At 43.9% G+C, this 11302-nt stretch carries 12 protein-coding genes and 1 pseudogene; 5 read left to right on the top strand and 8 right to left on the bottom strand.

Going from position 1 to position 11302, the window contains the following annotated elements; genetic code table 11:
- Positions 1-362 (bottom strand): Rpn family recombination-promoting nuclease/putative transposase (locus NGM62_RS17565; RefSeq protein WP_262249591.1); only part of this gene is annotated, 362 nt, incomplete at its 3' end.
- Positions 363-640: 278 nt separating this feature from the next.
- Between NGM62_RS17565 and NGM62_RS17560 the strand changes: the two genes are divergently transcribed.
- The 4 genes and pseudogenes from NGM62_RS17560 to NGM62_RS17545 all read left to right on the top strand — a co-directional run bounded on the left by NGM62_RS17560 (position 641) and on the right by NGM62_RS17545 (position 2424).
- Positions 641-916: a helix-turn-helix domain-containing protein gene (locus NGM62_RS17560; protein WP_262249590.1), complete on the top strand. Its 276-nt coding sequence runs from the start codon at positions 641-643 to the stop codon at positions 914-916.
- A 37-nt stretch (positions 917-953) separates the two neighbouring features.
- Positions 954-1610, top strand: a complete 657-nt coding sequence (locus NGM62_RS17555; RefSeq protein ID WP_262249589.1) for a hypothetical protein — start codon at positions 954-956, stop codon at positions 1608-1610.
- A 437-nt stretch (positions 1611-2047) separates the two neighbouring features.
- A pseudogene (gene vapB / locus NGM62_RS17550) lies at positions 2048-2221 on the top strand (type II toxin-antitoxin system VapB family antitoxin); the annotation flags it as partial.
- The gene (locus NGM62_RS17545) at positions 2221-2424 is read left to right on the top strand and encodes a type II toxin-antitoxin system VapC family toxin (protein ID WP_262249588.1); all 204 of its coding nucleotides are present in this window, start codon (positions 2221-2223) and stop codon (positions 2422-2424) included. The pseudogene vapB and the gene NGM62_RS17545, both read left to right, overlap by 1 nt.
- Here the strand turns inward: NGM62_RS17545 and NGM62_RS17540 are convergent.
- The 5 genes from NGM62_RS17540 to NGM62_RS17520 form a co-directional block, all read right to left on the bottom strand.
- Complete coding sequence (locus NGM62_RS17540) at positions 2391-3377, bottom strand: carboxylesterase family protein (RefSeq protein ID WP_262249587.1); 987 nt, start codon at positions 3375-3377, stop codon at positions 2391-2393. The two genes, NGM62_RS17545 and NGM62_RS17540, sit on opposite strands and share 34 nt — an antisense overlap.
- A 172-nt stretch (positions 3378-3549) precedes the next feature.
- The gene (locus tag NGM62_RS17535) at positions 3550-4659 is read right to left on the bottom strand and encodes a UbiA family prenyltransferase (RefSeq protein ID WP_262249586.1); all 1110 of its coding nucleotides are present in this window, start codon (positions 4657-4659) and stop codon (positions 3550-3552) included.
- The gene (locus NGM62_RS17530) at positions 4610-5584 is read right to left on the bottom strand and encodes a glycosyltransferase family 2 protein (protein WP_262249585.1); all 975 of its coding nucleotides are present in this window, start codon (positions 5582-5584) and stop codon (positions 4610-4612) included. Before NGM62_RS17530 ends, NGM62_RS17535 begins: the two co-directional genes overlap by 50 nt.
- A gap of 11 nt (positions 5585-5595) precedes the next feature.
- Positions 5596-6804, bottom strand: a complete 1209-nt coding sequence (locus NGM62_RS17525; RefSeq protein WP_262249584.1) for a glycosyltransferase family 4 protein — start codon at positions 6802-6804, stop codon at positions 5596-5598.
- Positions 6788-8548 (bottom strand): ABC transporter ATP-binding protein, encoded by a 1761-nt coding sequence (locus NGM62_RS17520; RefSeq protein ID WP_262249583.1) that lies wholly within the window; start codon positions 8546-8548, stop codon positions 6788-6790. Before NGM62_RS17520 ends, NGM62_RS17525 begins: the two co-directional genes overlap by 17 nt.
- A gap of 292 nt (positions 8549-8840) precedes the next feature.
- Here NGM62_RS17520 and NGM62_RS17515 point away from each other — a divergent pair, with 292 nt between their 5' ends.
- On the top strand, positions 8841-9716 hold the full coding sequence (locus NGM62_RS17515) for a beta-1,6-N-acetylglucosaminyltransferase (RefSeq protein WP_262249582.1): 876 nt from the start codon (positions 8841-8843) through the stop codon (positions 9714-9716).
- Here NGM62_RS17515 and NGM62_RS17510 read toward each other — a convergent pair whose 3' ends face one another.
- Together NGM62_RS17510 and NGM62_RS17505 are read right to left on the bottom strand one after the other, a co-directional pair.
- The gene (locus NGM62_RS17510) at positions 9717-10808 is read right to left on the bottom strand and encodes a sugar transferase (protein WP_262249581.1); all 1092 of its coding nucleotides are present in this window, start codon (positions 10806-10808) and stop codon (positions 9717-9719) included.
- Positions 10792-11181, bottom strand: coding sequence for a response regulator (locus tag NGM62_RS17505; protein WP_262249580.1), 390 nt, complete (start codon positions 11179-11181; stop codon positions 10792-10794). The genes NGM62_RS17510 and NGM62_RS17505 overlap by 17 nt, the downstream gene beginning before the upstream one ends.
- Positions 11182-11302: the final 121 nt, after the last annotated feature.

Here is an 11302-nt window from a genome sequence, read left to right as displayed (position 1 = left end):
ATTAGTAGGCAGTCGCTGGGGGTCAGCTTGCTCCGCAATATCCAGATGAGCCGCGATACGTAATACAGTGCCCTGTCTTTAAAGAAATCCTGCCGGATGCGCTGCATTTCTACAATGAAATACTCGCCATTATCGCCACGGCAATGCAGGTCGAAAACGACGCGCTTGTCCTCATCGCCATCGCCATCGTGTTCGTTGGGTGCGTATTCGAGTTCTGCAATGTGCTTTTCGCCCTGGAAGAGGTCGTTGAGGAATTCAATCAGTATCTCCTTGTTGGGCCCCTGTCCGAAAAGATGGCGAAACCCCCAGTCAGTTAAAGGGTCTATGAATTTCCCTATTTTAGGTTCTTTTGCATCGGTCATGCACAAAGATAAAAATTTTAGCTTATTATTGCCGGTAATTCATTGACCATTTAGCTTTAACCGACCGGTATGTGCGGCTACTGGAAAAGAAAAGATAACTAAACGAATCCCTGTGATGTTGTCGGCCTACCGAATAAGGGTTTGTGTCTCAAATGGATTGAGGCCTGCCAATTTGCACGGAAAATAGAACAAGCACTACAGGATGGAGAAATCGTTATTGACGAACGCGACAGACGATTGGTTTATTACAATGGGGATGACGAGATAATATTATAGGTATGAGAAGCAAAGTAGCACAGGAAATATTGGCGGAGACTCCGGAAGAAACCCGGATTTTCGTTCGGCAATATGCAGATATCGTAGTCCGCATTAACGAACTACTGCTTCAAAAGGGATACACCCAGAAGGATTTGGCCGAAAAATTACAGAAGAAGCCTTCGGAGATTAACAAGTGGCTGAAAGGCACGCATAACATCACGCTGAAAACGCTTGCCAAGATGGAAGCCGTATTGGGGGCTCCAATCATCTCGGTGCCGCATGGTGCTACCCGTTAATTAACGCTGCCCCTTAGGCATTCGATGCTCCTCGGATATGGAAAACCCGGTTTTATTACCGAACCAATCGGCATTTTACTTCAGCGTAACGGCCATTGATTTCGATAAATGCTACAAAGTCCGCAAGCAGCGGATTAAACATGGCTTTTCTGACAGGGATTTGGCCTTCCTGCTCGGTTTTGAACCGCGGTATGTAAAAGACATCGAAGACCCTACGCATAGCAAGCGGTACAAACCAAAAGATACCAATTACCTCCTGCACATCTTCGACTGCGAGCTGCCCGAGATTATGGAAAGTAGTTTCCCGCGTCGTTCGTATGACCTATGCCTAATCGTGACCGCTACCCCACGGAAACCGCGCACATTCGACATCTACATCAAGCAACCCAATGGGAAATGGAAGGCCTACCTGAACTTTACCGAACTGGCTGAAAACGAATGTTTGTCGCCGCGCAGTAAGGCCGACGCAATCGATGTGCAGGAGTACCTGCTTTCACTTTTGGCGGAAGGCTATCTGGATTCACCCAAAACCGGCTTGGAGTTATACCGCAAGTGCATCGCGCACTTCGACGGCCACATCAAACCCGTGTTTATCGCTAGTTCCATCCGTGAAATCAATAAGCAAGGGGATATGCCGATCGGTATCGATAAAAACCGCATGGGCAGGCGGGTGTATAGACGGGCAAAGAAATAGAAAGCCCCGAAACGGGGAGGATCGGGGCTTTCAAAACTAACCAATTATAAACCTAATTATGAACTTGTATAACGCATGCCGGCCCCGTTTTGTTACAATTAATTTGTTAAGATGTGTTAAATAGACAATACGGTGACCAACGACGGCTNAAACTAACCAATTATAAACCTAATTATGAACTTGTATAACGCATGCCGGCCCCGTTTTGTTACAATTAATTTGTTAAGATGTGTTAAATAGACAATACGGTGACCAACGACGGCTAAAAAAGAGAAACCCGTCACCTTTGAAAGCAACGGGCCTCCGCTCCAATGGGGTTAGGGGCTATCAACCTAGGAGGAGATGTGGAAATGGCCGGTGTGCACTAATCCCGTTTGAAGTTACAAGTCTGTCACGTATATTTGCATTTATGGGACAGTTGACAATTACATACTAAATATGAATCATTACCACCTGATTTGAAAAAGGAGGTGAATGATTTTGTAGACTTCCTTCTGAACAAGTCCAAGCCTATTGTTAGCAAACCTGCGAAATTCGGCAGTGCCAAGGGAAAAATCAAGATGAGCGCCGATTTCAACGAGCCGCTTGACGATTTTAAAGACTACATGTAATGCAGTACCTGCTGGACACCCACGCCTTTCTCTGGTTGATCAATGGCGACACCCAGCTTTCCGACAACGCACGAGCTCTTATCGAAAGCCCCTTTAACGAACGGTTTGTAAGCATAGCCTCCTTTTGGGAGATGGCCATTAAACTGAATCTGGGTAAGCTGGAGTTCAGCTACGGCAACTTATACTGGAGCATCCAAGAATAAATATCCTGGTTAAAAGCATCGTAATCGGAATTTTCTTTACCCTGACCCGATCCATCATAAGTCATCGTCCAGCTATCGTGCCCGACATTAGGGTAGAGTGTAACCTTCGGCTTTACTTTAATATTACCAACAGACTCAAATGCCTTGTTTATTTTAATGGCATAAGACACATCCACTTGTGGATCCGCTTCACCATGAAAAATCCACAGCGGAACTTTTGAAACATTCGCTACATAGGCTTGATTACTAGAATTATTGCGACCGCAAATCGCCACTGCAGCAGCGATATTCGAGTTATTGCCATACTTCCCCAGATAGTCATACGTGCCTGAACCGCCCAAACTCAGCCCAGTCAGATAAATCCGCTTCTTGTCTATACGGTAAGTATCTACGAGGTAATCAATAAAGCGCTTTAAAGCCTCGCTGTCCCACCTATTTACAGTTGTTTGTGCCGATACGACCAACATCTCTTCTTTGGGAGACCACGTTTTGTTGTTAATTAGTTTGCCCGGGCCATGCTTAAACACTTTAGTCAATTCTGATTTGTTGGTTTGGCTATTTCCCCTCTCGCCGGAGCCATGGAGAAAAATCAAAACCGGGTACGTGTTATTGATATGCTTATAGGATTCCGGAAAGAACATATAATACCCGTAAGGCGACGGGGTTTCTCCCAAAGCAAAGGGTACATGGAAACCATTACCTACTTTGTATTCATCGCCGTAATTAAAATTCGGATCTTCTTGCGGTTGCTCTTCTACAGGGTCTTGTTCTTCCGCAGGGTCTTCCTGCTCTCCCGGATTTTCCTCCTCTTCATTATTACCTTCCTCCTCTTTCGGGCTATCTTCCTCATTCACCACCTCGGTCGGCTCCTCACCAACATACGTAAGCTCATCTCTTTTGTCGCAGGAAACAACGTGGAAAAAAAGGTAAAAAACCGACAGGAAAACAACCATAGTCCTCATACTCATACGAAAAACAGTATTTATTATGTAAAATGTTTTTCGTTATAAACAATATTCAAGCCAAAACAATCATCTACGGTAAAGTAATTTTGTTTCAGAGTTTAATGTTACCGCACAAATACCGCCGTGCATTGTTAAAACCGCGTAATATCCCTTGCGCAGGTTATATCATACTTTTTATGGCAAGCACGAATTTTGAGCACCCCCATCTAAACACTGTGGCAAAATCTCGCATCATGATGAAAATAATTTTATGAAATAACGTCATATGTATGACCAGCACAACCCATGCCCACGGTTGCACACACGCGGCCGAAACCAATAAGCCCATAGGCAGGAAACATTGATAAAAGTCGAGCATCATCATCTGCCACGGCCTGTCCTGCGGAGCGATTATCGAAATTGGAAGTTGGTTATACTTTTTGAATCGTATACCTACCAACACAAAATATACGGGAAAAAGGAGGAACAAAACCGGCTCGGATATATATATCAACATGACCAAAAAAGCGGCCATCTCAATGGTCATGATCGCTGCTGCCACCGGGCGAAATTGGCGCACATCCACTTTGCTTGCTAACGTGGTGGTATTTGTTTGAAGATCGTTGGCCTTGTCTATAAATTGATGCCACAAGATGCCGCGAAGGCCAAAAGTAAACGCCCAAATCCCGACACTGATAAACCATACCATAGCGATTGGTTGGTCGGTGACGAAACTGATCCGAGAAACGACAAAAAGTGTGGGAAACAAATGGGCTCCACACGCATCTGCCAACACCCCCAATACACCTCGGTTTTTGAAACGGAATGGTGGTATAGAATACAAGCTAAACACAACCCAAGCCGATAAATAAAGTACTAACGATAGTTTATCCGGCCACAGAACATAGGAGAAAAAGCCACCGACCGCTAAACACAAAGTAGGAATCAACCATCGGTACTTTGGAGAGATACGTGCCATGTGGTTCCGCTTACCTATCGCCAAGTCTTCTTGGATGTCGGTAATGTCATTGATAACGCTGACGTATACCGCTCCTATAGCCAGCGCAACCAACAGGAAAATGAAATCGGGAGCAACCTGGTAGAGGGGTGTATCTGACAACATACTTGTTGCGTATGCAACGGCTAGTATTCCAGCAATTTTGTAATCCCACCAATCATAGGCCCGGACTGAACGGAATAGAACATATAACTTCGTCATCCCTTTACATACGTTATTTGCCTCACTTATGCGAACGCAACGAGTCCACCAACGACCGATACCGGTTACCAAAAGCATACAATGCCAGCCTGTATGTAGCAGTCAGGGTGTGCTTTGTATCGATGGAAAAAGATTGCTTGAACAGTTTCCAGGCATCGGTCAGATTCCGCTCCCTCACCACGACGTGCTTGGCCATTTCAACCAACCCGGCCATATACCGCTTTTGCAATAAATCCATTTCTTCGGCGGTCAACCTCTCACCGTATATATTCATGATTTCTTTCGTATCCTCAATGAGGAGCAGCTTGACTATCTCATTACGCTTACGGCCGTCGTAAATGTTTTTCCCATCAATGCCTTTATACCAGAGTTTCTCCATAGTAAAGGCCGCCCTGCATGGCCTAGACAAGATCATATCCAAGTAAAGACACCAATCATCTCCAATATTGAGTTTTTTATTCCAGCCCGACACAATGGCAGATCTGCGCATCACGAGGGAAGAAGAGGGCGACGGACAAGCTTGCAGGTATAAATCTCTTAACTCATGGCTATCCAATTCAATCCATGGAACGGAATTCCGCTTTATATACGGTTGCAAAAAGGGGTCTTTAACAAAAAAATCTTCCCATTGGCCATCCGGAGATGCTTGGAACCAATTTGCAAAAACGAAATCAAAATCATTGTTTGCCAGTACGTTTACGCATTTCTCCAAAAATTCAGGTTCCCAACGGTCATCTGAATCCAAGGATGCAAGTAGGGTTCCTCTGGCCCGAGCAAGCCCGGAATTGCGGGCCGACGCCTGCCCTTGGTTCTTCTGATAAATATATTCCAGGCCTTCCATCCCGCTTATCAATTCCCGGGTGTCATCGGTAGATCCATCATCAACTACAATCAATTGAATATTTCGGTAAGTCTGCAACCGCACACTTTCAATTGCTTTAACAACCGAGTCTTGCCTGTTATACGTCGGAATTATGACCGTGACCAATGGTTCCATCAACATTAAGTTTATATAAAAGTTAATAAATTATCTACAAAATCCCTTTCGGGAACCTCCGGAAGCACAGAAGCAACATGATTTGACGCATTAGCGCCTAGCGTTTCCCAATCTTCACGCCGTGCCCAGGCCCGTTCCAATGTCGAATCAATGGAATCTTCATTACTTTGTGCAATAAATCCATTGACCCCATCTTCTAGTAGTTCAGCGCTCCCTCCCGCATCAGTAGTAATTATCGGCCGGCCTACTTTCATGGCTTCCACGATGGTAAGCGGCAACCCCTCACTTCGGGATGGAAGAATTAATGCATGATGGTGTTTCCAAACCGCTTCTATATCTTGCACTTGCCCCAAGAAAGAGACATTAGTTAGTTCTAAAAGATTGGCCATTTCTTTCAATCCGACCTCATCGCGCCCACTTCCAACAAATGAGACATGTAGCGGCCTTTTTTTCCACTTGGGCTTACTGAGCACCCGGAGTAACATATCCTGCCCCTTATCCAGTACAAATAACCTACCTATACAACACAGCTTCCATCCCGTAGTGTGACTGTCTGGAAAGGGAATCTTCTTCGAAACTTTTAATGGATTAAAAATAACTTCCCCGTGCGGCAGCCGTAATCCGAATTGTTCTTCTGTGAGCCTTTTATTATGGGTTGAGACAAAATAGCAAGCGCGTGCGTCTTGAAATACCCGCCGCATAGCCGGCCGATCACCAGGTTCCGGCCAGTAAAAATCAACTGCTTTATGACATACAATAACATAAGGTATGTTATAGATATTACAAACATGACCATAGGCTAGCCCGTCAAAATTAATTGCTTGAGAAATAATAACTAACCGAGGGCGTAGGTTCTTTATTTCTGCCTCAAAATTGTCAACATCTTCTGCTTGCAAAAACCAAGGGCGCTTTTTGTCGCCCCCCGCGCCATCTGCACTTTTATTAGTAGAAAAAACAGAACCGAACTGACGGAAGAGGCCCTTCTTCCGACCCTCGGCAGGCAGCAATGACTTCAATTGGACGCCCTGCTCATGCAAAAGATCAAATTGATAGTGCTCCTGTGGAATTTTCTTCTTAAACACCGTGACTTGAAGTCCCTTCGATTGGAAAAACGCAATGCTTCGTGACCAGAGTTCCTCACTCCCGCCCCAGCTATCCTCACAAGTAGAAACTATCACTATCATATCGTTAGCCAACTTCGAATTAAATTTCGTTTTCATCCAATAAAACGTCATTTTGGAAAATCGAGGTAAAAACTCCCTCCCTCATGGTTAATTCCTGACAAGTGCCTTCTTGCACGATTTCACCATTGGATAAGACATAAATATAATCTGCATGCTTAACTGTCGAATAGCGGTGACTGATAACCAACGCACCCCGATTTCCCAAGTTTGCTTTTAAAGAGGCGAAAAGGTCGTGTTCAGACCGGGCGTCCAATGCGCTAGTCGCCTCATCCAGTATAAAGAATTGGGCCGGACTGTAAAATGCCCTCGCCGTCGCCAATTTTTGCCACTGACCGATACTGATTTCACGTCCCCCTTCAAACACTCGCCCCATCATGGTATCGTACTTACTTCCAAACTGTTCAATGAATTGATGTGCTCCAGCTTGTTCTGCGGCGTATACGATGTCCGCCTCGTCATGCCGCTGCCGCCCTATATCGCCAAGGGATATGTTTTCTGCAACGGTAACATTATACTTGTAGAAATCTTGAAATACGATGCCGATCTGCTTCCGGTATTCTTCTAGTTTGAAATTAACGATGTCCACTCCGTTCAGCTTGACCGACCCCGAATCGGGGTCATACAACCTGGCGATCAACTTAATCAACGTAGATTTCCCCGAACCGTTTAGTCCTACCAACGCAACCACCTTGCCTTGAGGTACAACTAGGGAAATATCTTTTAAGACAACCTCTTCGGCATGGGGGTATCTGAACGTAAGGTTTTCTAGCGACAGGCTGCCACTGCCCCTATCAGCATACGGTATCGGAAGCGGATGTTCAGTTTCAGGCAACTCACTTTTCAAATCGAATAGATCGAAGATATATTTTACATAAATATTATTCGAATAAACCGTGGTGATACTTCCCATCAACCCTTGGAGATATCCAAAAAACATCGGAAACATTAACAGGAAGATAGCAATATCACCAGGGGTAACACGCCCCTCAATTGCACCCATTGCGATGAAATAAATACAAACGAAGAAACTCAAGCTGATTAACGAACCTAAACCTGCTTCGGAAAGTGTGCTCTGTAAACTTATACGCAGTCGTTCAGCAACGAGTCTCGTCCGGATTCGGAAATACTTCTCCTTAAAATAACCACCCAAACTATAACTTCTAATCTCTTTGGCAGAAACCTCGGAAGTGATAAGCTGCCCGAAATAAGAAGCTTGACGTTCAAGTGGTGTGTTTCTTACCCGTAGCGAGTTTTGTTTCTCAGAGAAATAAATCCGCACGGCCAGCATCGGAAGGATAAATGCAAGTAGTGCGGGCAACAACCGCCAGTCAATCGTAACGATAATCATCGCTGTCGCCGAGATCTTAAGCATCCCGCTAATTACATTTATTAACCCCATAATAATCGCGTTGGGACGGCTCCCTCCCGCCTCTTTGGCCAATTTTAGGGTATTGAAATATTCAGGATTTTCGTAAAATGCCATGTCTAACCCCACGGTATGACGGTGGATTCGGTCATCTATTTTCTCAGAAATTATAGTAGACTGCAGGTCGGAAAAATAGGCGGAAAATGAATTGACGATACCATGGAGTACCGATGCGCTCCCAGCGAGGATCACTTGTTCAACTATGCGTTTCCTGTATTCTAAGGACTCCAATTCAAAATTCGAGACCACATCCACCAGCATCTTTAGCGCATACAACGAAACAAACAACAATGTCGTCTCAGCAACAACTAATAAGATAACCACCACCGTCTTACCTGGCTCGATGGACCACACTAAACTAAGTGTCCGACCGAACCGTAGGTCGGAAATACGAGAGTAATAATATGAGAGTTTGCTTCGAACCATTCCACAAAATACAAGCCTGACGATTATCAAATTTTAAATTGGCCCCGACGTTCTTTTAGTAAATATGAAGGACATCTATTTTAAAAATGAAACACAGGTAAAACGCTGTCATGTACTAACGACCATACAAATGTTAATATAATATCGAATATATATATGAAGATGTCGGCCAGATTTTTAGTTTTGTAGCATATATGCGACAACCGTAATTCGTTGGAGAATGTCTTGTAGAATTGCTCACTTAGTTCTGGGATACCGTTATCCCACACAATTAAAGCGTTTAATCAATCACCTGCGTCACCCCAATACCACTATTTTCATTCACATCGACAGCAAATCGCCGCTTAAAGATTTTGACTCCCTGATCGGAAATCGGGAAAACATACGCTTCTTATCGGCACGCCGGGACGTTATCTGGGGTGGATACAGCATGGTGCAAACGACAATCGACGCATTCCATGAAATTATAGCAAACCATGAGGATTTCGATTTCATCAACTTGTTAAGTGAATCTGATTACCCGCTAAGAAATGCGACAACCGTCCACTCTTATCTTTCATCTAACTTAGGGAAATCTTTTATGGAAATGCGTTTCGAGGGCTCACCATGGTGGGAGGAGGCGCAACAGAAAATCAGAAAATACCACTTCGTGAATTATCGGCTCCCGGGTAAATACTTGGCAGAACGAATCATCAACGCGATAACTGCTGAACGAAAGCTACCCCTGGATATGGTCTTCACCGGGTATTCCCAATGGATGACATTATCGATAAAACACGTCAAACACATTCTTTCGTTTGTTAATAAAAACCCAAAAGCAGTTCAGTTTTTCAAACATACTTGGGGGCCAGATGAATTTTTCTTCCAAACTATACTGTATAATTCCCATTTTCGAGAAGAAATCATCAACGATAACTTAAGGTATATTAAATGGGTAGAAGGAAAACATAGCCCAGAAATTTTGACACAAGAAGATTTTGCCACATTAGCCAATTCCGGAAAGCTATACGCAAGAAAATTTAATATAGAGATAGATGGCTCCGTGTTAGACACCATCGACCAGCGCTTATTGAAACAGGGCGAAACGCGTAGTTAATTATACTTTTTCTTTTTGAATAAGCGCAGGAATCGTTTTCAGGAGTAGTTTTAAATCTGTCCAAAAAGAAAACTTCTCCGTATACTCATTGTCAAGTCTTCTTCTTTCCTCATCAGACATTTCACTTTTACCCCGTTTGGTCACCTGCCATAGTCCAGTAATGCCCGCCGGACCCAAAAATCGCATAGCCCATTCGTCTGATGTCAACATTTGTGCCTCATACAATGGCAATGGCCGATTTCCTACGAGCGACATATCACCTTTCAGCACATTAACCAACTGCGGCAGTTCGTCCAAACTACTATTACGTAAAAACGAGCCGAGCCGGGTTATCCGAGGATCATTTTTGATCTTAACAAACGCGGCAGCACCATCTTTCGATGCATATTGATTGAGTGCGGAAAGTTCTCCAAGCTCTTTATCTGCATCCACCTTCATCGAACGAAACTTATAAAAATTGAAAATCCGATAACCTGTACCGGCACGCTCGCTTTTATAGATAACGGGGCCCTTGGAATCCAACTTGATAAGGATAGCAATCAACACCAATATCGGCGACAAGATCAGTAGCATCGTCCCTGAAACCAACACATCAAAAACACGTTTCGTAAATGGCAGCCTATACGTATATTGCTGCATCGTTGCCGTCGGGGGCAACTGCACCTGCTTATTTCCTATCAGCTTGAATTTAAGAAGGAATTTCAACCGCTCCTCAATGTTAGCTACATTAAAAGGATAGCAATAGATGTCACTCACCTCATGTGCGAATGTCGCGGCCAATGATGTACGATTGTTCTTGAATCCAAGCAAAATAATGCTGATGGAACTGTATGTCGGATCCGATTTTAACCGTTTGATAAAGGAATAAAGTGGTCCGAATTCATCCCCTATTTCTAGAAGAAGGAAATCCGGCACCGTAAAAAATGACTGCTGCTCAATATGCTTCTCGATGTCGGACAACTGATCAAACCGGATTACATCAATCCGGTTATTCAGCTTCTCGTCCAGTTCATCAACGAATTTCGTTCCAAGATAAGCAATTGATATCGTCAGAAACTTAGATGTCGGTTTAACTTCAGTTAACAAATCCATAGGTTGAGACATTAAATATATTTCCAATAGTAGCTTTTAAAGTGCGAGGGTCGAAAGGCTTTTTCAAACAGTGCCTAATTGGATAAGGCAAGGAATCCAACTCTTCCCTAATACGCTCAGATGCCGACAATACAATCACCGGGATATCGCAATATAGCCCACTTACCTTGAGGCATTTCAAAAAGGATTTGCCATCCATCTGTGGCATCATCCAATCCATGATGATTAAATCCGGAATTTCCTGTCTTTCCAACCATAGAAAAGCCTCGTAACCGTTGGCAGCCGACCGAACATCAAATTCTTTTGCTAGAATAAAGTGGAGCAGCCGATGTATAGTAGGTTCGTCTTCTACGAGGAGTATTCTTTTTTTCATGCTTCAAACTGGTATCTGCGGATATTTATTTCACCAGCAAATCTCACAGTTTTCAGAAGAAAACCGGCAGAAATCAGCACATAAAACTTCATTTGTAGCGAATCCACTACAATCGAAAACC

Origin of the sequence: Parapedobacter soli, from assembly GCF_025460835.1 — a bacterium.
Classification (GTDB): domain Bacteria; phylum Bacteroidota; class Bacteroidia; order Sphingobacteriales; family Sphingobacteriaceae; genus Parapedobacter; species Parapedobacter soli.
Note: the sequence above shows the minus strand (reverse complement) of the source record. Positions and strands in the feature narration are given on the sequence as shown.

What these genes read in the sequence shown, in the direction of transcription:
- NGM62_RS17555 (WP_262249589.1), top strand. Translation starts at nt 954, where the DNA reads ATGGAAAACCCGGTTTTATTACCGAACCAATCGGCATTTTACTTCAGC.
- NGM62_RS17540 (WP_262249587.1), bottom strand. Translation starts at nt 3,377, where the DNA reads ATGGTTGTTTTCCTGTCGGTTTTTTACCTTTTTTTCCACGTTGTTTCC.
- NGM62_RS17510 (WP_262249581.1), bottom strand. Translation starts at nt 10,808, where the DNA reads ATGGATTTGTTAACTGAAGTTAAACCGACATCTAAGTTTCTGACGATA.
- NGM62_RS17515 (WP_262249582.1), top strand. Translation starts at nt 8,841, where the DNA reads ATGTCTTGTAGAATTGCTCACTTAGTTCTGGGATACCGTTATCCCACA.
- NGM62_RS17560 (WP_262249590.1), top strand. Translation starts at nt 641, where the DNA reads ATGAGAAGCAAAGTAGCACAGGAAATATTGGCGGAGACTCCGGAAGAA.
- NGM62_RS17530 (WP_262249585.1), bottom strand. Translation starts at nt 5,584, where the DNA reads ATGGAACCATTGGTCACGGTCATAATTCCGACGTATAACAGGCAAGAC.
- NGM62_RS17505 (WP_262249580.1), bottom strand. Translation starts at nt 11,181, where the DNA reads ATGAAAAAAAGAATACTCCTCGTAGAAGACGAACCTACTATACATCGG.
- NGM62_RS17545 (WP_262249588.1), top strand. Translation starts at nt 2,221, where the DNA reads ATGCAGTACCTGCTGGACACCCACGCCTTTCTCTGGTTGATCAATGGC.
- NGM62_RS17525 (WP_262249584.1), bottom strand. Translation starts at nt 6,804, where the DNA reads ATGAAAACGAAATTTAATTCGAAGTTGGCTAACGATATGATAGTGATA.